1 protein-coding gene (cut by both window edges) is annotated in these 25,592 nt (G+C 68.7%); it reads right to left on the bottom strand.

The whole window is internal to a non-ribosomal peptide synthase/polyketide synthase gene (locus tag ACFC4D_RS24860; protein WP_376066874.1) on the bottom strand: the coding sequence, 44,466 nt in all, runs 6,567 nt past the left edge and 12,307 nt past the right edge, and what appears here is coding positions 12,308-37,899 (codon 4,103, partial, through codon 12,633, complete); reading right to left, the first codon wholly in view occupies positions 25,588-25,590. Both the start codon and the stop codon lie outside the window.

Raw genomic sequence — 25,592 nt, 5'->3', positions numbered from 1 at the left:
CACGACCGGGGTTTCGACGCGGAACAGCTTGGCGCGCAACGGCACCTCGGTGGTCACGTCGAATCCGGTGGAGATGAGTTCGGCAATGCGATCGCGCACCGTCTCGGCCCCGACCTCGATCGGGGTGAGGTTCGGGACCGCCTGTGCGGCGGTAACGATGACCTGCGATGCCGCACCGTCGACCTGCGGGTAGATGGTGCGCAGGGTCTCGTGGCGGGCGATTACATCGGCGACCGCCTGTTGCAGTGCGGCGGTATCCAATTCGCCGGTGAGGCGGACCGCGACCGGGATGTTGTAGGCCGCCGAGGTGGTGTCGAACTGGTTCAGGAACCACATGCGCTGCTGTGCCAGTGACAGCGGCACCGCCGCCGGGCGCTCCTGTGCGACCAGCGGCTGCCGATCGCCGCTGCCCGCGTGCACCTCGAGCTTGACGGCCAGTCCGGCGACGGTGGACGCCTCGAACAGCAGTCGGACCGGGACGCGAGCGTCCAGGGCCGCACCCAGCCGGGCCGCGACCTGCGTCGCCAGCAGCGAGTTACCGCCGAGGGCGAAGAAATCGTCGTCCGCGCCGATGCGCTCGGTACCGAGCACCTCGGTGAACACGCCCGCCACGATCTCCTCGATCGGGGTCGACGGTGCACGGAAGGCGGTGGTCTCGAACTCGGGCTCGGGCAACGCCTTTCGATCCAGCTTGCCGTTGACGTTCAACGGCAACGCGTCCAGCACCACGAACGCCGAGGGCACCATGTACGACGGCAGACCCGCCGACAGCGCCGCCTTGGCCTGCGAAATCTGTACGCCCGCGGTGAGATCGGACGGCACCAGGTAGGCCACCAGTCGGTCACCGGTGCGCTGATCGGACTTGGCCAGCACCGCGACCTGTGCGATACCGGGCAGCGCCAGCAGCGCCGCCTCGATCTCACCCAGCTCGATACGGAAACCGCGGATCTTCACCTGGAAGTCGGTGCGGCCCCGGTACTCCAGCTCCCCATTGCCCGCCCAGGCAACGAGGTCACCGGTGCGGTACATGCGCTCACCGGTGGCGAACGGGTTGGCCACGAAGCGATCCGAGGTCAGATCCGCGCGACCGTAGTAGCCGCGCGCCAGCTGCGCACCCGCCAGGTACAGCTCACCCTCGACCCCGGCCGCGACCGGGTGCAGGCGGGCGTCGAGCACGTACACCTGGCTGTTCCACTCGGGCAGGCCGATGGAGACCGAACCCTTGTCGGCGTCGGTGACCAGGTGGTTGGTGATGGAGACCGCGGCCTCGGTCGGGCCGTACAGGTTGAACAGCTGCGCGGCCGGGTTCGCGGCACGGAAGCGCTGCGCCACCGTGGCGGGCAGCGCCTCACCGATCGCGAGCACGCGACGCAGTGAACCGGTCAGTGCCCCACCGGATTCGGTCAGCAGCGCATCGAGCATCGACGGCACCACGTGCAGCGTGGTGACCAGCTCGCGCGCCATCAACTCGTTCAGGTACGCCGGATCACGATGACCATCGGCCGAGGCGATCACCAGACGACCACCACTGGCGGCGGCCGACCAGAACTCCCAGACCGAGAGGTCGAAGGTGGCGGCAGTCTTGAGCAGCACCGCGTCATCGGCACCGAGACCGAATTCGGCCGTCTTCCACTGCAACTGGTTGGCCACCGCGGCATGCGGCAGCGCCACACCCTTGGGGCGACCGGTCGAACCGGACGTGAAGATCACGTACGCGGTATTCGCGGGCAGCAGCGGGGCGACCCGCTCGGCATCGGTGATCGGCTCGGCCGCAACGGTTTCCAGCGTCAGCTGATCCAGGCGCACCAGCGGTGCGGTCTCGGTCGTGAAGCGGGCTTCGGCATTGGTGAGCACGCAGACCGGTGCCGCGGTCTCCAGGATGTAGTCGGTGCGCTCGGCGGGCTGATCCGGATCGACCGGGACGTACGCGCCACCGGCAACCGACACCGCGTACATGGCCACGACCAGATCCACCGAACGCCGCAGCGCCAGCGCCACCCGGGACTCCGGACCCACACCCATCGAGATCAGGTGCCGCGCAAGGCGATTCACCCGAGCGCTGAGCTCGGCGTAGGTGAGCACCTCGCCGTCCGGGCCGATGAGCGCCACGGCGGTCGGGATGGCCGCCACGGTGGCATCGAGCAGCGAGACCAGGGTCGCGGAGCGGTCGACCTCGTGCGCGGTGGCGTTGCGCGCCAGCACCAGATCGGCGCGCTCGTCACCCGCGAGCAGTTCGATATCGCCGACCGCGGTGCGCGGTGCGGCGGTGATCGCGCCGAGCAGTCGCACGAAGCGGTCCACGAAGCCCTGCACGGTCGCCTGATCGAACAGATCGGTGGCGTAGGTGAACAGGCCGGTGATGCCGACCGGCGCACCCGACTCGTCGTATCGGTCGGTGGCGATGAGATGCAGGTCGAACTGCGAGATCTGGGTGTCGATATCCAGACCCGAGACCGTCAGGCCGGGCAGTTCCAGGCTGGACTGGGCCAGGTTCTGGAAGGACAGGCCGACCTGGAACAGCGGATGCCGCGCGGTCGAGCGCACCGGGTTGAGCACCTCGACCAGGCGCTCGAACGGCACATCGGCATTGGCGAACGCCTGGATATCGGTCTCGCGCTGGCGGGCCAGCAGTTCGGTGAACGGCGCGCCCGCGTCGACCCGGGTGCGGAACACCAGGGTGTTGACGAACATGCCGATGAGGTCGTCCAGTACGGCCTCGCCGCGACCGGCCATCGGGGTGCCGATGGCGATGTCATCGGTACCGGACAGGCGGGCCAGCAGCACCGCGAGCGCGGTGTGTACGACCATGAACAGCGTCGCACCCTCGGCGCGCGCCAAATCGACCAGCGCACGGTGCGTTTCGGCATCGATGCGCACCTCGACCCGGTCACCGGCGAAGGTCTGCACGGCCGGGCGCGGGCGATCGGACGGCAGATCCAGCTGATCCGGGAGCTCGGCCAGCGCCTGCTTCCAGTAGGCGACCTGCTTGGCGGACAGCGATTCCGGATCGTCCTCGCTGCCGAGCAGATCGCGCTGCCAGATGGAGTAGTCGGCGTACTGCACCGCGAGCTTGGACCAGCCCGGCCGCTCCCCGAAGGAGCGGGCGGCGTAGGCGGTCATCAGATCGCGGGTCAGCGGCGCGACCGAGGAACCGTCACCGGAGATGTGGTGAATCGCCAGTGCCAGTACGTATTCCGTGGACTCGTCGGAGCCGATGCGGAACAGCGCGACCTTGAGCGGCACCTCGGTGGTGACGTCGAAGACGGTGGAGGTGAGCGCCACCACCGCGCCGGTGACCTCATCGGCCGAGACGGTGCGCACCTCGAACTCCGGGACCGCCTGCGCGGCGGGGAGCACGACCTGGACCGGACCCTGTTCGGTCTGCGGGTAGATGGTGCGCAGGATCTCGTGGCGGGCGACGACATCGGTGATGGCGGCGCGCATGGCCTCGATATCCAGTGCACCGGACAGGCGCACCGCGACGGGCACGTTGTAGGCCGCGGACTGGTTGTCGAAGCGGTTGAGGAACCACATGCGCTGCTGTGCGAGCGAGAGCGGAATGTGTTCCGGCCGTTCACCCGCCGTGAGTGCCTTGCGGCCCGCACCGGCGTCGAGTTCCACCCGGGCGGCCAGTGCGGCCACGGTGGAGGCTTCGAACATCAGGCGCACCGGCACCCGGGTGTTCAGTGCCTCGCCGAGGCGAGCGGCCACCTGGGTGGCGAGCAGCGAGTTGCCGCCCCATGCGAAGAAGTCGTCATCGAGACCGATGCGCCCGCCCTCGATGCGCAGCACATCCGCGAAGACGCCGGCCACAATCTGCTCGATCGGGGTGACGGGTGCGCGGAAGACCGCCTTCTCGAAGGTGGGTTCCGGCAGCGCCTTGCGATCCAGCTTGCCGTTGGCGTTCAGCGGCAGCGCGTCGAGCTGCATGAACACCGACGGGATCATGTAGGACGGCAGTTCCGCGGCGAGCGCGGATTGCAGCGCCTGCTTGTCGAGATCCCCGTCGATACCGACGACGTACGCGACCAGGCGATCACCGAGCGCCGAATCCTGGTGCGCCACAACGGCGGCCGAGGCCACCGCGGGCTGACGCAGCAGGGCGGATTCGATATCGCCGAGCTCGATGCGGAAGCCGCGGATCTTCACCTGGAAGTCGGTGCGGCCCCGGTAGTCCAACTCGCCCTTGGCATTCCAGGCCACCAGGTCACCGGTGCGGTACATGCGCTGCCCGGTGGCGAACGGATTCGCCACGAAGCGGTCGGCGGTCAGATCGCTGCGGCCGTAGTAGCCGCGCGCCAGCTGCGCACCGGCCAGGTACAGCTCACCGGAGACCCCGACCGGCACCGGGCGCAGATGCGCATCCAGCACATAGACCTGGCTGTTCCATTCGGGCGCGCCGATGGATACCGACACCTCGTCGGCGGTGGTCACCCGGTGGTTGGTGATGGAGACCGCGGCCTCGGTGGGGCCGTACAGGTTGAACAGTTCGGTACGCGGACGCTCGGCCAGCACCCGCTGGGCCAGCGGTCCGGGCAGCGCCTCACCGATGGCGAGGATGCGCCACAGCGAATCCGGCAGACCATCGGCCAGCAGCGCGTCCAGCATGGACGGCACCACGTGCAGGGTGGTCACCCATTCACGAGCCATGAGCTCGTTCAGGTACGCCGGATCCTTATGCCCGCCGGGCTGCGCGATGACCAGGCGGCCACCGCAGGCCACGGCCGACCAGAACTCCCACACCGAGAGATCGAAGGTGGCGGCGGTCTTGAGCAGCACCGCATCGGCCGGATCGAGACCGAATTCGGTGACCTTCCAGAGCAACTGGTTCACCACGGCGGCGTGCGGCAGCGCCACACCCTTCGGGCGACCGGTCGAACCGGAGGTGAAGATGATGTACGCGGTATTCGCGGCCGTCAGCTCTCGCACCCGCTCCTCGGCGGTAATCGGCTTGGCCGAGTACTCCGACAGCTCGAGCTCATCGATCTTCAGCACCGTCGCGGTGTCGTGCACGAAAGCATCCGCGACAGTCGTCAGAACCACTGCCGGAGCGGCGGTTTCGAGGATATAACCGGTGCGATCGGCAGGCTGATCCGGATCGATCGGCACATAGGCCGCACCGGACTTTGCCACCGCGTACATCGCGACCACGAGATCGGTCGAACGCCGGATGGCAAGCGCCACACGGTCTTCCGCACCGATACCACGCGCGATCAGCTCACGCGCTAAACGGTTCACTCGGGCATCGAGCTCGGCGTAGGTCAGGTTCTCCACCCCGTCGGCGGTATCGGCCACAATGGCCACCGCCTTCGGGTCGGAAGCCACGGCCGCGTCGAGCAGCGAGACCAGGGTGGCCTCGGCCCCCTCCGGGAACACCTGCGCCACATCCTGCGCGGTGTTGTTCCAGCGCTGGAGAATCCGCTCGTTCTCATCGGCGTCGAGCAGATCGATATCGCCGACCGTGATGCCCGAATCGTCCAGCACCGCGTCCAGCACCCGCAGGAACCGGTCAGCGAAGGCACGCACGGTGCTCTCGTCGAACAGATCTGTGGCGTAACCGAATTCGGTGAGGATCTCGGCGGGCGCGCCGTCATCGGTGTACCGGTCGTACAGCGTGACGTGCAGATCGGTCTTGGCCAGCTGCGATTCGAACTGGACCGCGCTCACGTGCAGGCCGGGCAGTTCGAACGCGGTCTCGGCCAGGTTCTGGAAGGACAGGCCGACCTGGAACAGCGGATTGCGGGCGTTGGAGCGCACCGGGTTGAGCACCTCGACCAGGCGCTCGAACGGCACCTCGGCATTGGCGAAGGCTTCCAGATCGCGTTCGCGCACCTCGGCCAGCACATCGGCGAACGGCACCCCGTGATCGATCTTCGTGCGGAAGATCAGGGTGTTCACGAACATGCCGATGAGATCGTCGAGTTCGCGCTCACCGCGACCCGCGATCGGGGTGCCGACCGCGATGTCATCGGTGCCGGACAGGCGCGCCAGCAGGATCGCCAGCGCGGCGTGCACGACCATGAACAGCGACGCGTTATTGGCGCGCGCCAGCTCATGCAGTTTGGCGTGCCGTTCGGCGTCGATATCGAAGCGAATCGCCTTGCCGTGGAACGACTGCGCGGGCGGGCGCGGCCGATCGGTGGGCAATTCCAGCTGATCGGGCAGCTCGGCCAGCGCGCGGGTCCAGTAGGCGACCTGCTGTGCGGCAAGCGATTCCGGATCGTCCTCGGTACCGAGCACCTCGCGCTGCCACAGCGCGTAGTCGGCGTACTGCACCGGAAGCGCCGCCCACTGCGGGGATTCGCCATTGGCGCGGGCCACGTACGCGGCCATCACATCGCGCGCCATCGGGCCCATGGAGGAGCCGTCGGCGGAGACGTGGTGGATGGTGAAGGCCAGCACATGCTGTTCCACCGCACTGTCCGAGATGCGGAACAGCTTGACGGCCAGCGGCACCTCGACGGTGACGTCGAAGGTGGTCATCGCGAATTCGATGACCTTGCCCAGCAATTCGCCCTCGGTGACCGGCTCCGGCACCAGACCCACATCGGTCTGGGTCGCGGGCAGGATCACCTGGTGCGGTCCGTCGGCGGCCCGCGGGTACACCGTGCGCAGCACCTCGTGGCGGCTGAGCACATCGCCGATGGCCAGACCCATGGCGTTCAGGTCCAGCGCACCGGTGAGCCGCACGGCGAGCGGAATGTTGTCCACGGCCGAGGTGCTGGTGTCGAACTGGTTCAGGAACCAGTACCGCGCCTGTGCCGGGGACAGCGGCAGGTGCTCCGGGCGCTCCCCCGCGACCAGGCGCGGGCGGGTGCGGCCGGAACCGGCGTGCCGTTCCACCCGCGCGGCCAGTGCCGCGACGGTGGAGGCTTCGAACAGATCGCGCACGGCGAGCTGGATTTCCAGCGCCGCGCCCAGTCGCGCGGTGACCTGCGTGGCGATCAGCGAGTTGCCGCCGAGTTCGAAGAAATCGTCGTCGACGCCGACGCGGCCGACACCGAGGACATCGGCGAAGGTGCCCGCCACGATCTCCTCGATCGGGGTGGACGGGGCGCGGAAGACCTTGGCCTCGAACACCGGAGCGGGCAGCTGCTTGCGATCCAGCTTGCCGGAGGCATTGAGCGGGAAGGCGTCCAGCACCACGAACGCGGTCGGGACCATATAGCCGGGCAGCGCGTCCTGCAGTTCGGCGCGCACACCCTCCACATCGACACTGCGCCCGGTGGCCGGGATGACATAGCCGACCAGCTGATCGCCGAGGCGATCATCGCTGCGCACCACGACAACCGACTGGGCGATGGAATCGATTGCCGTCAAAGCGGATTCGATTTCGCCGAGCTCGATGCGCAGACCACGCAACTTCACCTGGAAGTCGGTGCGGCCCAGGTACTCCAGTTCACCCGCGCCGGTCCACTTGACCAGGTCGCCGGTCCGGTACATGCGCTGGCCACCGTGGAACGGATCGGCGACGAAGCGGTCCGAGGTCAGTTCCGGACGCGCCACATAGCCGCGCGCCAGCTGCGCGCCCGCCAGGTAGAGCTCACCCGCGACCCCGGCGGCGACCGGGTGCAGGCGCGAATCCAGCACGTACACGCGGGTATTGAAGACCGGGCGGCCGATCGGCACGGACAGCGTGTCCGCGGCGGTCACCTCGTGATAGGTGACGTCGACCGCGGCCTCGGTGGGGCCGTACAGGTTGTGCAGCTGCGCACCGGTCAGTTCCAGCAGCTTCTGCGCGGTCGGTGCGGGCAGGGCTTCACCGGAGGCGAAAACCTGTCGCAGCGAGACGCATTCGGCGGCCTTGGCCTCAGCCACGAACACCGACATCATCGACGGCACGAAATGCGCAGTGGTGACGTCGTATTCGGTGATCAGATCCGCCAGGTAGGCCGGATCGCGGTGACCGTCCGGCTTGGCGACGACCAACTGCGCACCGACCTGCAAGGGCCAGAAGAACTCCCAGACGGACACGTCGAAGGTGGCCGGGGTCTTCTGCAACACCACATCGTCGTCGAACAGGCCGTATTCGGTCTGCATCCACACCAGGCGGTTCACGATCGCGGCGTGCGAGACGGCCACACCCTTGGGGCGGCCGGTGGAACCGGAGGTGAAGATGACGTACGCGGTGTTCGACTCCCGCAGCGGCGCGATGCGATCCGCGTCGGTGAGCGGGGCGTCCGAGTATTCGGACAGATCGAGCTCATCGATGCCGACGGTGGCCGAGCGGGCGGCGTCGAAGCCGTCGCGGGCGGTGGTGAGCACGCACACCGGCTGTGCGGTGTCGAGCACATAGCCGTTGCGCTCGTCCGGGTGATCCGGATCCAGCGGCACGTACGCGCCACCGGCGGCGATCACCGCGTACATGCCGATCACCAGATCCAGCGAGCGGCGCATGCCCAGTGCGACAAGCGAATCCGGTCCCACACCATTGGCGACGAGGTGCCGGGCCAGCTTGTTCACCCGGGCGGCCAGTTCGCCGTAGGACATCGTCGTCCCCTCGAACGCCACGGCCGGGGCCTTGGGCGTCTGAGCGGCCTGCACCGCGAACATCGACGCGAGGGTGACATCGGCGGCGGATTTGCGGCCCGCCAGCGCGACGCGGGTGACGTCGTATTCGGTGGCGTTCCAGGACCGCAGCACGCGGCGGCGCTCCAGGTCGTCCAGGAGTTCGATATCGCCGACCAGGGTGGTCGGCTCCAGCACGATGGTGGTCAGCGTGCGCAGCAGGCGATCCGCGAACGCCGACACCGTGGCGGCGTCGAAAATATCGGTGGCGTAGGCGAATTCGCCGGTCATACCGGCGGCCGTGCCGTCCGCGCCGACCCGTTCGGTCAGGTTCAGGTGCAGATCGAACTTGGCGGTCACCACGTCCAGGGGCACGCCGGCCACTTCCAGACCCGGCAGCGTGAAGGTGGCTTCACCGGTGTTCTGGAACGACAGCATGACCTGGAACAGCGGATGCCGGGCCTGCGAGCGCGCCGGGTTGAGGATCTCCACCAGGCGTTCGAACGGCAGATCGGCATGACCGAACGCCGACAGATCGGTGTCCTTGGTGCGGGCCAGCAGTTCGGTGAACTTCTCGCCGCCGTCCACCGCCGTGCGCAGCACCAGGGTGTTGACGAACATGCCGATGGCATCGTCGACGGCCGCTTCACCACGACCGGCGACCGCGGTGCCGATGGCGATGTCATCGCCGCCGGACAGGCGCGCCAGCAGGGCCGCGAACGCCGCGTGCACCACCATGAACAGCGACGCGCCGTGTTCGCGGGCGAGGTTGTTCAGGCTGTTCAGCAGTGCGGTGTCGATGGCGAACTCGTGCACGCCACCGCGGTTCGAGGCCACGGCCGGGCGCGGTCGATCCGAGGGCAGATCGATCTGATCGGGCAGACCCGCCAGTTCGGTGGACCAGTACGAGACCTGCTGGGCGATCAGCGATTCGGCATCGGACTCGTCGCCGAGCGTCTCACGCTGCCACAGCGCGAAGTCCGCGTACTGCACCGGCAGCGGTTCCCACTGCGGGGCAACACCATTGGCGCGCGAGGCGTACGCGAGCATCACATCGCGGGCCAGCGGTCGCACCGACCAGCCGTCACCGGAAATGTGGTGCACCACGAAAACCAGCACGTGCGTGGCGATCTCGGCATCGGCGACCCGGAACAGACCGGCGCGCACCGGCGGGGCGACCGTCACGTCGAACCCGGTGAGCACCAATTCGGCCACCCGGTCGCGCAATTCGGCCTCGGACACCGTGATCGCGCCAAGGCCGGTGCCACCGGCCACCTGGCCGGTGACGACCGTATCCGTCCCATCGTCGGCGACCGCCAGACCGGCGGTCAGCCGCACCGCGTCGGCGGGCAGGATGACCTGCATGCCACGGCCTTCGGCGTTCTCGGGGTAGACCGTGCGCAGCACCTCGTGGCGCTCGAGCACATCGCCGACGGCCAGGCGCAACGCATCCGCGTCGAGATCGCCGGTGAGGCGGACCGCGAGCGGAATATTGTTCACGGCCGAGGCGGTGTCGAAGCGGTTCAGGAACCACATGCGCTGCTGCGCCAGGGACAGCGGAATCTCTTCCGGCCGTTCCTGCGCCACCAGCTCGCGGCGGCGACCGGTACCGGACTGCGCCTCGACGCGGGCGGCCAGGGTGGCGACCGTCGGGGCGTCGAACAGGGTGCGCACCGGCACGCGGGTATCGAGCGCCGCGCCCAGTCGCGCGACCACCTGGGTCGCGATGAGCGAGTTTCCGCCCAGCTCGAAGAAGTCGTCGTCCGCGCCGACCGGGTTCTCCAGTCCGAGCACCTCGGCGAACACGCTCGCCACGATCTCCTCGGCGGGCGTTGCGGGAGCACGGAATTCGCGAGCCGCGAACTCCGGCTCGGGCAGCGCCCGGCGATCCAGCTTGCCATTGGCATTGAGCGGGAACTCGGCAACGGCCACGAACGCGGCCGGAACCATGTACGACGGCAACTGCGCCGTGAGGTGCTCGCGCAGAGCGTCCACATCCACCGCACCGACGGGCAGCGCCACGGTGCCGGGAGCAGCCGATACGGCGTTGTCACCGGCAGCCGGAGCACCGGGGTTCCCCGGCGTCGCGGCGGCAGCGTCGGAATCGGTGAGCTGCGCGGTGGCACCGGCGGCGGCCGACGCGGCACCGGACGGGACCACGTAGGCGACCAGTTGGTCACCGGTGCGGGCGTCCGAGCGCAGCACCACGACCGCCTGGGAGACGGCGTTGTGCGCGGTGAGCGCGGCCTCGATCTCGCCGAGCTCGATGCGCAGACCGCGCAGCTTCACCTGGAAGTCGGTGCGGCCCAGGTATTCCAGTTCGCCGGCGGCGGTCCAGGTGACCAGGTCACCGGTGCGGTACATGCGCTTGGACGCGCCGAAGGCCGCGAACGGGTTGGCGACGAAGCGGTCGGCGGTCAGGTCCGGGCGCGCGACATAGCCGCGTGCCAGCTGATCACCGGCGAGGTAGAGCTCACCCGCCATACCCGGCGCGACCGGGTTCAGGCGCGCGTCGAGCACGTAGACCTGGGTGTTGAACACCGGGCGGCCGATCGGCACCGTCTCGGTATCGGCGTCCACCACGTGGTGGTAGGTGACGTCGACGGCGGCTTCGGTCGGGCCGTACAGGTTGTGCAGCTCCGCACCGGTCAGCGCCCGCAACTGCTGCGCGGTGGTGGCGGGCAGCGCCTCACCGGAGGCGAAGACCAGGCGCAACGGCAACGATCCACCACTGGCCCCGAGCTCCGCGGTGAACACCGCGAGCATCGAAGGCACGAAGTGCGCGGTGGTAATCCCTTCGGCGGCAATGACTTCCGCCAGGTAGGCCGGATCGCGATGACCGTCGGGCCTGGCCACGACCAGGCGCGCACCGACCTGCAGCGGCCAGAAGAACTCCCACACCGACACATCGAACGTGGCCGGGGTCTTCTGCAAGACCACGTCTTCGGCGGTCAGGCCGTATTCGGCCTGCATCCACACCAGGCGGTTCACGATCGCCGCGTGGCTGACCGCGACACCCTTTGGGCGACCGGTCGAACCCGAGGTGAAGATGACGTACGCGGTATTCGAAGGACGCAGCGGCGCAACACGATCCGCATCACCCAGCGACGCGTCCGAGTAGCTCGAAAGGTCGAGCGTGTCCACCGCGAGCACCGGAACGCTCGCGTGGGTGAACCCATCGCGCTCGGTGGTCAGCACACATACCGGCCGCGCCGTCTCGAGCACGTAGTCGATGCGGTCCGCGGGCTGATCGGGATCCAGCGGCACGTACGCGCCACCGGCCTCCAGCACCGCGTACATGGCCACGACCAGGTCGAGCGAGCGGCGGATACCCAGCGCCACCAGGCTGTCCGGGCCGACTCCGGCCTCGATCAGCTTGCGCGCCAGCTGATGTACGCGCCCGGCGAACTCGCCGTAGGACAGACCTGTGCCCTCGAAGCCGAGCGCGGCGGCGTCGGGCGTGCGCGCGGCCTGCGCCTCGAACAGCGCGACCAGCGTGTTCGCGGCGTCACCGGTCTCGGGCAGCTGCCACAGGTCGTGCCGGGACGCGCCCGGGACTTCCAGTGCGGCCCAGTCGATATCGTCGCGCTCGACCGCATCGGTCTGCTCGGCGACGACCTCGTCGACGGAGTAGTAGGTGCGGTTCCAATCCAGCACGACCCGCGACCGCTCACCACCGGCGAGCAGATCGATATCGCCGACCGGTGTTTCCGGCTGTGCCGCAATGGCTTCCAGCAAACGGTTGAACCGCGCCGCGAAGCGTTCCATCGTGGCCGCGTCGAACAGGTCGGTGGCGTAGATGAGTTCGGCGGTGATGCCGGACGGGGTGCCGCCGAAACCGTTGCCGGACACATTGTGCGCGGCGGTGGCCTCGGTGAGGACCAGTTGCAGATCGAACTTGGCGGTGTCCAGCGGCAGATCCACGCCGCTCACGGTCAGACCCGGGAGCTCCAGTTCGGCCGGTCCCATGTTCTGGAACGAGAGCATGACCTGGAACAGCGGATGCCGGGCCTGCGAGCGGGCCGGGTTGAGGATTTCCACCAGCCGCTCGAACGGCAGATCGGCATGACCGAACGCCTGGATATCGGTGGCGCGCACCGATTCCAGCAGCTGGGTGAAGCCCGCGCCGGCGTCGATCGGGGTGCGCAACACCAGGGTGTTGACGAACATGCCGATCAGATCGTCGAGGGCGCGTTCACCACGGCCCGCGACGGGCGTGCCGATGGCGATGTCCTCTTCACCGGACAGGCGGGACAGCAGCACCGCGAGCGCGGTGTGCGCCACCATGAACAGCGTGGCCCCGCGCTGACGCGCCAATTCGACCAGCTTGGCATGGGTTTCGCCGTCGATGGCGAAGGTGTGCGTCGCACCCTTACCGGTGGCGACCGCGGGACGCGGCCGGTCGGCGGGCAGGTCGAGCTGATCCGGCAGTCCGCGCAGCGCCCGGCCCCAGTACGAGATCTGCCGTGCGATAACCGATTCCGCGTCGGCCTCGTCGCCGAGCACCTCGCGCTGCCACAGCGCGTAGTCCGCGTACTGGACTTCCAGTGGCTGCCAGGCGGGTTCGCCGCCCTCGACGCGAGCGCCGTAGGCGGTCATGACATCCCGGGTGAGCGGGCCCATGGAGAAACCGTCGGCGGAGATGTGGTGCACCACCAGTGCGAGCACGTGTTCGGTGGGGCTCACCTCGAACAGGCGGGCCCGGAACGGCACATCGACGGTGACGTCGAAGCCGGTGCTCAGGAATTCCGAAAGCGCCTGCGGCAGTCCGGCTTCGGTGGCGTCGACGGGCGTCAGGTCCGGGATGACCTGGCCGGTGGGCACGATCTCCTGGTACGCGGTGCCGTCGATCTCGGGGTACCGGGTGCGCAGCGATTCGTGCCGCGCCAGCACATCGGCGACGGCGATCTGCAGCGCCTGCCGGTCGACCAGACCCGAGAGGCGCACGGCGGCGGGGATATTGTCCACGGCCGATTCGGGATCGAATCGGTTCAGGAACCACATGCGCTGCTGGGCCAGCGACAACGGCAGGCGTTCGGGGCGTTCCCGCGCGATCAGGGCCTGACGCGCGTTCGTCCCGGCATGCGATTCGGCGCGCGATGCCAGCGCGGTGACGCTGGACGCCTCGAAGATCTCCCGCACACCCAAATGGGTGTCGAGCGCGGCGGACAGGCGCGCCGCCACCTGGGTGGCGATGAGCGAGTTACCGCCGAGGGCGAAGAAGTCATCGTCCAGGCCGACCCGTTCCAGGCCCAGGACCTCGGCGAACACACCCGCCACGATCTGCTCGATCGGGGTGGTCGGGGCGCGGAACACCGCGGCCTCGAAGACCGGTGCGGGCAGCGCGCGGCGGTCCAGCTTGCCGGAGGCGTTGAGCGGGAACTCGTCCAGGACCATGAGCACCGACGGCACCATGTACGCGGGCAGGCGTTCGGCCAGTTCGGCACGCACGCCCTCGATGTCCACGGTGCGGCTCGGCGCGGCGATGACATAGGCGACCAGCTGGTCACCGGTGTGCTGATCCCCGCGCACCACGACCACCGACTGGGCGATCGAACCCAGTGCGGTGAGCGCGGATTCGATCTCACCGAGTTCGATGCGCAGACCGCGCAGCTTCACCTGGAAGTCGGTGCGGCCGATGTACTCGATCTCGCCGTCGGCGTTCCACACCACGAGGTCGCCGGTGCGGTACATGCGCTCGGAGGAGCCGAACGGGTTGGCCACGAAGCGATCCGAGGTCAGATCAGGGCGCGCCACATAGGCGGTGGCGAGCTGATCGCCCGCCAGGTAAAGCTCACCCGCGACACCCACCGGAACCGGGCGCAGCCGCGAATCCAGTACGTAGACCTGGGTATTGAAGACCGGGCGGCCGATCGGCACCGAGTCCACATCCACGGCCGTCACATGGTGATAGGTGACGTCGACGGCGGCTTCGGTGGGGCCGTACAGGTTGTGCAGTTCCGCACCGGTGATCTCGCGCAGCTTGTGCGAGGGCTTGGGCGAGAGCGCTTCACCGGAGGCGAAGACCATGCGCAGGCTGGTGCAGCGCACCGCCGCTTCCTCGGCCACGAACACCGCCAGCATGGACGGCACGAAGTGAGTGACCGTGACGCCTTCGCCCGCGATGAGTTCGGCGAGGTAGGCCGGGTCGCGATGGCCGTCCGGCTTGGCGATGGCCAGGCGCGCGCCGATCTGCAAGGGCCAGAAGAACTCCCACACCGAAACGTCGAAGGTGGCCGGGGTCTTCTGCAGCACCACGTCATCGGCGGTGAGCCCGTATTCGGACTGCATCCACACCAGGCGGTTCACGATCGCCGCGTGCGGCACCGCCACACCCTTCGGGCGACCGGTGGAACCGGAGGTGAAGATGACGTACGCGGTATTCGAAGCCCGCAGCGGCACAACGCGATCCGCGTCGGTGAGCGGAGCGGCCGAGTAGCTGGACAGATCCAGCAGATCGATCCGCACCTGCGCGGTCTGCACCGGCAGATCCTCACCGGAGGTCAGCACGGTCACCGGATCGGCGGTGGCCAGGATGTATTCGGTGCGCTCGGCCGGATGATCCGGATCCAGCGGCACGTACGCGGCACCGGCCACGGTGACGGCATACATGCCGACCACCAGGTCGACCGAGCGCCGCATACCCAGCGCCACAAACGATTCCGCGCCGACACCGCGCTCGATGAGCCAGCGCGAGAGACGATGCACCCGCTCGGCGAACTCGCCGTAGGACAGACTTGTGCCCTCGAAGCTGAGCGCGATCGCATCGGGTGTCCGCTCGGCCTGCGCCTCGAACAGCGCGACCAGCGTCTTCGCGGCGTCGGGCTCCGCCCCCGTCATCCCGGCGTGCTTGTGGCCGGGATCCACACGATCGGTGTCCGCCAGCCCGTAGGTCACGGCCAGGGCGGTGTCGACGTCGTATCCGGTCTCGTTCCACTCGGTGGTGACGAGCGCCAGCTCATCGGCATCGAGCAGTTCGATATCGCCCACCGCCGCTTCGGGTTCGGTGGTGATCGCGGTGAGCACCCGAATCAGGCGATCCGCGATCCGGTGAACCGTGTCCTCGTCGAACAGATCGCGCAGGTAACCCGCGCGAACGCGCAGGCGGGTGTCGAGCTGGGCGATCAGGGTCAGCGGGTAGTGCGTGGCATCGGCGGCGTCCAGGCCGGTGACGGCCATACCGTCGATATCCGCGGCCTGCGCCCGAATGCCTTCGGCGTCAACGGGATAGGACTCGAACACCACCAGGGTGTCGAACAGCCCGCCGATCCGCGCCGCGGACTGGATATCGGCCAGGCCGATGTAGTGGTGATCGAGCAGATCGGCCTGCTCGCCCTGGGTGCGGTTGAGCAGCGCCCGCGCCGATTCGGCCGGATCGAACGCGACCCGCACCGGCACGGTGTTGATGAACAGGCCCACCATGGATTCCACACCGGACAGCTGCGCCGGGCGGCCCGACACGGTGGTGCCGAACAGCACGTCCTCGCGGCCGGTGAGGCGGCCGAGCAGAATGCCCCACGCCACCTGGAGCACCGTATTCGGCGTGACGCCGATATCGGCGGCCAGCGCGGTCAGGCGCGTGGTCGCGGCCTCGTCCAGATCGAAGAAGTACTCACCGGACAGCGCGGTGATCTCGCGGCCCGCGTCCGGGCGGGTCAGCAGCGTCGGCTCGGACACCCCGCGCAGCGCCTGCTTCCAGGCGTCGAGCGAAGCCGAACGGTCCTGCTGCGCAACCCATTCCAGGAAGTACCGGTAGGACCGCACCGGCGGCAGCACGCTCACGTCCGAATGCGTGGCGTACAGCACCAGCAGATCCTGCATGAGCAGCGGCATGGACCAGCCGTCGAGCAGGATGTGATGGTTGGCCACGGCCAACTGCCACTCATCGGCGGCGGTCCGCACCAGCGTGTAGCGAATCAGCGGCGGCGCGGTGAGGTCGAACCGGGTCATGCGATCGGCGTCGATGACCTGTTCCGCAGCGGCGCGGCGAGCGTCCGCATCGGCGATATCGCTGAAATCGTGCGCGGACCAGGCCACGTGCACGCCGTCCAGCACCACCTGCACCGGAACGCCATTGGCGTCGGAAACGTATGCGGTGCGCAGGATTTCGTGCCGATCCAGCAGCGCCTGGGCGGCCGCGCGCAGGCGGTCGCCGTCGACGCGACCGGTGAGGGTGAGCACCGCCTGCGCGGTGTACACATCCACCGAGGTGGCGGCGAGCTGGGCGTGGAAGAGCAGACCGGCCTGCAGCGCGGACAGCGGCCACACCTGGTCGATCGCGCCGAAACGCTGTTCCCAGCCGTCGATATCGCGCTGGGTGATATTCACCAGACCGAAGTCGGACGGGGTGTGCCCACCGGCCCGCGCCGATTCCGCGTGGTGCGCGACGGCATCCAGCGCGGCGACCCACAGTGCGCCGAATTCGGCGACGGCGGCCGCGTCGAGCAGGGTGCTCGGATAGCCGATATTCGCGGTCAGCTTGTCCCCGACCACGATCGCGTTGATATCGATCGGGGCCATGGCGGGCATATCGGCGTCGTACGCGCCGCCCAGATTGCCGAGCTCGGGAGCCGGAATCCAGCCGAAGCCGCGCAGCGCCTCGGGCACATCGCCCTCGTTGACGCGGCCCAGGTAGTTGAAGCTGACCTGACCGGGCAGCTGTTTGGGCAGCTGATCGGCGGTGGCCTGGTTCAGGTAGCGCAGCAGGCCGTAGCCGATGCCCTTGTCCGGCACCGCGAGCAGCTGCTCCTTGACCGCCTTGATGGCGCGGCCCATGGCGTCGCCGCCGGTGAGGGCGGCGTCCACATCGATCCCGGAGAGATCGAAGCGCACCGGGAAGATGGCGGTGAACCAGCCGACCGTGCGGGACAGATCCGCGCCGGGCACGACCTCTTCTTCGCGGCCGTGGCCTTCGAGCCGAACGAGGGCTGTGTTCTGGCCCCCGGCCTTCTCCCCCGCCGCAATCCCCTTGTCCGAGCGCCACTTCGCCACGGTCAATGCCAGCGCGGTCAGCAGACCGTCATTGACACCGCCGTGGAACAGCGCGGGCACGGTGGTGAGCAGCGATTTGGTGGTCTCGGCGGAAACCTCGACCTTGTGCTTCTCGACGACGGCGGTGACATCCACCGCCGGATCCATGGCGCGCTCGGTGAGCAGCGGATCCGGTCCGTCGACGACGCCGCGCCAGAAGTCGAGTTCGGCGAGCCGCTCCTCGGTGGCGGCCTCCCGCTCGAGGGCGTGCGCCCAGGTGCGCATGCTGGTCGCCGGGGCGACCAGTTCCGGGGTCTGCCCGGCGGAGATCTGTCCCCAGGCGGCGACGAAGTCCGGCACCAGGATGCGCCAGGTGACGCCGTCCACCACCAGGTGGTGCGCGGCCACGATGAGGCGACCGGCACGCGACTGATCGGTACCGGATTCACGGCCCGCCGTGGCCGGTGCCAACCAGACGAAGCGCACGACGACACCGGCGGTCGGATCCAGCTTGTCCAGCGTGGCATCCAGTGCGGCCGAGGCGATGTCGAGGAACTCCTCCGCGCCGACGCTCGGATCGAATTCGGTGCGGTCGATGAGCGAATCCACATCGATCGCGCCCGCCGCGGCGGTCTCCACGATCCAGTCCGCACCCGGCACCCGCCGCAGGCGCGCCCGCAGCATGTCGTGCCGGTCGATGACCGCGCCGACCGTGGCGGCGATACCCGCCCGGTCGATGCCGATCGGGAGTTCCAGCGCCATGGTCTGGTTGAAGCGCCCGAACTCGCCCGGCCGCTCCACCATGAACCGCACCACCGGGGTGAGCGGCATGACACCGACGCCGCCGCCGGGCAGCTCCAGCAGCTGCGGAGCCGAATCGCCCTGACCGTCAGCGGTTTCCGCGATGGCGGCCAGACCCGAGACCGTGCGCTGTTCGAAAACGTCGCGCGGACTGAAGATCACACCGCGCGCCTTGGCCCGCGACACCAGCTGAATGGAGACGATGGAATCGCCGCCGAGGGCGAAGAACGAATCGTCGATGCCGACCCGCTCCAGGCCCAGCACCTCGGCGAACACCTCGGAAATGGTGTGCTCGAGGGTATTTCGCGCGGCGCGGAACACCACCTCGGTGGCGAACACCGGTTCGGGCAGCGCCTTGCGGTCCAGCTTGCCGACCGGGGTCAGCGGCACCCGATCGATGATCATGACCGAGGACGGCACCATGTACGCGGGCAGGCGCTGTTCGACATGCGCGGTGACCGCGGCGATATCGACCGAATGACCCGGCGCGGCAACCACATACGACACCAGCGAGGTCGCACCGGCGGCGTTCTTGTGGCCGATGGTGACCGCGAAGTCCACGCTCTCGTGCGAGGCCAGCGCGGCGTCGATCTCACCGAGCTCGATGCGGAAACCGCGCACCTTGACCTGGAAGTCCGAACGCCCGACGTATTCGACCTCACCCGTGCGGGTCCAGCGGACCACGTCACCGGTGCGGTACATGCGCTCGCCGTCCACGTACGGGTTGGCGACGAAGCGGTCCGCGCTCAAGCCCGGACGCGCGTGGTAGCCGCGCGCCAGCTGAATGCCGGACAGATAGAGCTCACCCGCGACACCGACCGGCACGGGACGCAGCCGGTTGTCCAGGATCAGCGACTGCATACCCCGGGTCGGGCCGCCGATGGTGACCAGATCGCCCGCGACCAGCGGATCGCTGATATTGGTCATGATGGTGGTCTCGGTCGGTCCGTAACCATTGTGGAAGGCGCGAATCGTGCCGTCCGCCAACGGAATAGCCCACTTGGCGACCAGATCGGCCGGGACCGCCTCACCGCCGGCGGACAGTACGCGCAGCGTATCCAGTCCGGCCGGATCGAAGGTGGCCAGCGCGGCCGGGGTGATGAACGCGTGCGTGACGCCCTCGGAGCGAATCAGCTCCGACAGCTCGTCACCGCCGTAGACGCCCGGCGGCACCACCACGAGCGCACCGCCCGCGCCGATGGCCAGCAGGAACTCCAGCATGGAGGCGTCGAATGACGGCGAGGCGAAATGCAGTGCGCGCGAAGCGGAATCGAGGCCGTAGCGCTCGACCTGCTCCACGCTGAAGTTGGCCAGACCGGCATGCGAGACCACGACGCCCTTGGGGACGCCGGTGGAGCCGGAGGTGTAGATGACGTACGCCGGATGCTCCGGGCGCAGTGGGCGCACCCGCTCGGCATCGGCAATGGCGTTGGCGGAGAGGGCGTTCAGGTCCAGTTCGTCCAGGACCAGCCACTCCACCGACTCCGGCAGATCGGCGCGCACCGCGGCGACGGTCAGACCGACCGGGGAACCCGAATCGGTGACCATATGCGCGATGCGGTCGGCCGGATAGTTCGGGTCGACCGGGACGAACGCCGCACCGGACTTGGTGACCGCCCATTCGGCGAAGTAGGAGTCATCCGAACGCGGCACCGCGATGGCGACCAGGTTCTCGGTACCGATACCGCGCTTGATGAGCAGGCGCGCCAGGCGATTCGAGCGCTCGTCGAGTTCGGCGTAGGACAGACCTCGCCCCTGGAAGCGGACGGCCACAGCCTGCGGATCCCGCGCCACGGCCTCAGCCAGCAGCTCGGGCAGGGTGCGGCCCGCGATGGCCGGAGCACCGAAACGCGCCACCAGATCGGCGCGCTCGGACTGATCGAGGATATCGATCGCCCCGACCGTGACCTCCGGATCGGCGGCGACGGCCTCGAGCACCCGCAGCCAGCGCTGCGCGAACCCGGCGGCGGTATCCGCGTCGAACAGATCCGTGGCATAGGTCAGCGCCAGCGCCATACCGGCGTCCTGCTCGGACAGCGTGAATTGCAGATCGAACCGCGAGATGTTCTCGTCGAGATCCAGCGCCGCGACGGTCAGCCCCGGCAGTTCCAGGGTGGCGCGATCCAGGTTCTGGAATGCCAGCATGACCTGGAACAGCGGGTTCCGGGCCTGCGACCGCTCCGGTGCGAGCAGTTCCACCAGGCGCTCGAACGGCACATCGGCATTGCCGAAGGCGTCGAGGTCGGTATGCCGGGCACGATCGAGCAGATCCGAGAACGATTCCGCCGGATCGATTCCGGTGCGCAGCACCAGGGTGTTGACGAACATGCCGACCAGATCGTCCAGCGCGGCCTCACCGCGACCGGCGACCGGGGTGCCGACGGCGATGTCATCGCCACCCGACAGCCGGGCCAGCAGCACCGCGAGCGCGCTGTGCATAACCATGAACAGCGACGAACCACGCTTGCGCGCAATGTCTTCCAGCGCGCCGATGAGTTCGGGGCTCAGGCTGCGCTGCAAAGTCGCGCCGCGATGGGTGGCCACGGCCGGGCGCGGGCGATCGATCGGCAGCGCCAGCTCATCGGGCACACCGTCGAGGGTCCGCTGCCAGTAGCCCACCTGGCGGGCCATCAGCGAGGACGAATCCTCTTCGCTACCAAGGACTTCGCGCTGCCAGACGGCGAAGTCCGCGTACTGCACCGCGAGCGGAGCCCAGCCCGGCACCGCACCCTGGGTGCGCGCCGAGTAGGCCACCATGACATCGCGCGTCAGCGGGGCCATCGAGAAACCGTCGCCCGCGATGTGGTGCACCACGACCACGAGCACATGTTCGGACGCGTCCTCGGTGCCGACCCGGAACAGCCGGGCGCGCAGCGGAACCTGGTCCGCCACATTGAATCCGAGGGTGGCGAAGGCGGTCACCGTCTCGGTGAGCTCACCCGCGGCGACCGTGACCGGGCGCAGATCGAGGGCGATCTGCTCGGCCGGGACGACCACCTGCATCGGCGTGCCGCCGTGCTCGGGATAGCGGGTGCGCAGCGACTCATGCCTGCGCACGACATCGGCGACCGCGAGTTCCAGTGCGGCGGTGTCGAGTTCACCGGTGAGGCGAATCGCCAGCGGCAGGTTGTAGGCCGCCGAGGAGGTGTCGTACTGGTTCAGGAACCACATGCGCTGCTGCGCGAACGACAGCGGCGCGAGCTCACCCGGCACGCGCGGGCGGGCCACCAGCTTGGCGCGCGACGCGCCGTCAGCATGGGATTCGATGCGGGCCGCGAGGGCCTCCACCGTGCTCGCCTCGAACAGCGTGCGCACCGCGACCGTGGTGTCCAGGGCCGCGCCGATGCGCGAGACCACCCGGGTGGCGATGAGCGAATTGCCGCCCAGATCGAAGAAGTCGTCATCCAAGCCGACCCGGGGCAGGTCGAGCACCTCGGCGAAGACGGCGGCGACCGTCTCCTGGATCGGGGTCTCGGACGCGCGGAAGGCGCGCGCTTGCACCGCGGGGGCGGGCAGCGCACGGCGGTCGAGTTTGCCGTTGACGGTCAACGGGATTCGGTCCATGGCCACCATGGCGGCCGGGACCATGTACGACGGCAGGCGTTCGCCCGCGCCGTCGCGGATCTCGAGCAGGCGGATATCGGTCGGCTCGACACCGACCTCGGGCACCACGTAGGCGACGATGCGCTGATCGCCCGGGGCGTCCTCGCGCACGATGACCGCGGCCTGGGCGACGCCCGGCTGGGCCAGCACGGCCGCTTCGATCTCACCGAGCTCGATGCGGAAACCGCGCACCTTGACCTGATCATCCGCGCGGCCGAGGTATTCGAGCTCACCGAAGCGGTTCCAGCGCGCCACGTCACCCGAGCGGTACAGGCGAGAGCCGTGCGCGCCGAACGGGCTGGCCACGAAACGAGCCGAGGTCAGGTCGGGGCGACCGAGGTAGCCGCGCGCCAATTGCGCACCGGCGACATACATTTCGCCCGCGACGCCCACCGGGACCGGGTGCAGGCGCTCATCGAGCACGTACACGCGCAGACCGGCGATGGCGCGACCCACCACGCTGCCGGTGGCGGCGGCGATGGTGTCGGCATCGAGGACCCGATGCGAAACGTGCACCGTGGTCTCGGTGATGCCGTACATGTTCACCAGGTACGGCGACGAATCACCGTGGCGCGCAACCCAATCGCTCAGGCGGCGCAGCTCCAGGGCCTCACCGCCGAAGACCACGTAGCGCAGCGCGAGCGACTGTTCGTCACCCGCCGCGGCGGCGATCCGCTCGGCCTCGGCCAGCTGATAGAACGCCGACGGGGTCTGGTTGAGCACCGTAACCCGTTCGCGGCGCAGCAATTCCAGGAACTGCTCCGGCGAGCGCGAGACGTAGTAATCGACCACCACGAGCTTGCCGCCGTAGAGCAGCGGTCCCCAGAGTTCCCACACCGAGAAGTCGAACGCGTAGGAGTGGAACAGCGTCCACACGTCATCGGCGGTGAATCCGAACTCGCGATCGGTATTGGCCATGAGCCGCACCACATTCCGGTGCGCCACGGCCACGCCCTTGGGGCGGCCGGTGGAACCGGAGGTGTAGATGACGTACGCGACGTGATCGGGCCGCAGCGCGGCGGTGCGATCGGCATCGGTGATCGGCGAATCGTCGGCGTCCACCACATCGCCCGCTTCGACGGTGTACCCGTCCAGCGATACGGTCGGCAGTCCGGCGGGCAGTTCCACCGTCACGGTCGAATCCACGACCACGCTGGTCGGCTTCGCATCGGACAGCACGTATGCGATGCGATCGGCCGGGTAGGTCGGATCGACCGGCACATAACCCGCACCGGTCTTGATGACCGCGAGCAGCGCGACAACCAGATCCAGCGAACGCGGCAGCAGCACCGCGACCAGCGATTCCGGACCCGCGCCGTCCTCGATCAGCCTGCGCGCCACCACATTCGAGCGCCGATCCAGATCGTGATAGGTCAGCTCGTCCTCGCCGAACCGCACCGCGATCCGCTCCGGATGCGCCGCGACGGCCCGATCGAACAGGCTCGACAGCGTGGCGTCCGCGTCCACGAACGGGCTGGACAGCGCCGCCACCGGATCGGTGAACAGTTCGCCGACGGCACCGAGCACGCCACCCGGCGTGAGGACCTCGGCCAGCTCTTCGGCCGAGATATCGGCGTTGCCGGTGTGCGCGATCGCGACGCCGTTCGTGCCCGCGGTGTGCGCGGCACCGTTCGTCTCGACGGCGATCTCGTTGGCGCGCACGGCGGCACGGGCGACCGCGGCCAGTTCCACGATGTCGTCACCGGCGGAGACCCAGCGCTCGGACACCTCGTGGCGTTCGACGCCGCCGAGCAGATCGATATCGCCCAGCAGCACCGAGGGATCCTCGGTGACCGCTCGCAGGATACGGACCAGGCGCTCGGCGAACGAAGCCACGGTCTCGGGATCGAACAGATCGGTGGCGTAGTTCCAGGACAGGCTCAGCGAATCGTCGGCGCGTTCGCCGACGGTCAGCTGAATATCGAATTTGGCCGTGCCGGGATCGAATTCGACGGCTTCCAGCTCCAGGCCGGGCAGCGAGACCGCACCCGCGTCCTTGGCACCGGCGGCCTCGAAGGTCAGCGCCACCTGGAACAGCGGGTGATGCGCCTGTGAGCGCACCGGGCTGAGCACATCCACCAGGCGTTCGAACGGCACATCGGCGTGCGCGAAGGCGGCCAGATCGGTGCGGCGCACCTGCGCGAGCAGTTCGCGGAAGGAGGCGTCCGGCAGCACCGGGGTGCGCAGCACCAGGGTGTTGACGAACATGCCGATCAGATCGTCCAGCGCGCGATCGCCGCGACCGGCGATCGGGGTGCCGACGGCGATATCGATGGAGCGGGACAGGCGCGCGGACCAGGTGGCCAGCGCGGCGTGCAGCACCATGAACAGCGTGACATCGTGCTCGCGGGCGAGCCCGGTGAGCGCGCGGCGCAGCTCGGCGTCGATCGAGAAGTCGTAGGTGCCACCGGCATTGGTGGCGACCTCGGGACGCGGCCGGTCGGCGGGCAACTCGATCTGCTCGGGCAGATCGCGCAGCTGTTCGCTCCAGTAGTGCACCTGCTGTGCGGCAACCGATTCCGGATCGCGCTCATCGCCGAGCACCTCGCGCTGCCACAGCGCGTAATCCGCGTACTGCACGGGCAGCGGCGTCCACTCGGGAGCCGAACCGCCACTGCGGGCCAGGTACGCGCCCACCACGTCGCGCAGCAGCGGACGCAGCGAGAAACCATCCGCGCTGATGTGGTGCAGCACCAGTACCAGCACATGGGTGGCGCGGGCGTGCTTGCCCTCCGGGGTCACCGTGAGCACGGTGGCGCGGAACGGCAGCTCACGGGTGACGTCGAAGTAGACACTCGCGAGTTCGGTGATGCGCGAAGGCAATTCGGCCACGTTGACCGTCTCGGTGCGCACCTCGAAATCGATCTCGGACAGTTCCAGCACGCGCTGGAAGCCGTCACCGGCGACCTCGGGGTAGACGGTGCGCAGCGCCTCGTGCCGCGCCAGCACATCGCCGACGGCGGCATTGAAGGCCGCGAGATCGACCTCACCGGTCAGGCGCAGCGCCACCGGGATGTTGTTGACGGCGGTGCGGTTGTCGAAGCGGTTCAGGAACCACATGCGCTGCTGCGCCGGGGACAGCGGTGCGAGCGCGGCGGTCTCACCGGTCGGCAGCGGCACCGGGGCGGGGCGCTCCTGCGCGACCAGCGGTGCGCGGCTGCCGGTGCCGACGCGCGATTCCAATTGCGCCGCGAGGGCGGCCACGGTGGTGGCCTCGAACAGCGTGCGCAACGGCACATCGGCGTCGAGCGCGGTGGACAGGCGCGCCACCACCTGGGTGGCGATCAGCGAATTGCCGCCGAGTTCGAAGAAATCGTCGTCCAGGCCGACCGTATCGCCGCCGAGCACATCGGCGAAGACACCGGCGACGGTCTGCTGCACCGGGGTCTCCGGGGCGCGGTACACCTTGGCCGCGAAGGCCGGGGCGGGCAGCGCCTTGCGATCCAGCTTGCCGGAGGCATTGAGCGGGAAGGCGTCCAGCACCATGAAGGCGGCCGGGACCATATAGGCCGGAAGCTGCTGGGACAGTGCGTCTTTCACGGCGTCGAGGTCGATATGACCGTCCGCCGTGACCAGGTACGCCACCAACTGATCGCCGGTGCGCTCGTCATTGCGCACCACCACGACCGACTGCGCGACCGAGTTCAGCGCGGTGAGCGCCGATTCGATCTCACCGAGTTCGATGCGCAGACCGCGCAGCTTGACCTGGA

The organism is Nocardia sp. NPDC056000 (assembly GCF_042269265.1).
Classification (GTDB): domain Bacteria; phylum Actinomycetota; class Actinomycetes; order Mycobacteriales; family Mycobacteriaceae; genus Nocardia.
Note: the sequence above shows the minus strand (reverse complement) of the source record. Positions and strands in the feature narration are given on the sequence as shown.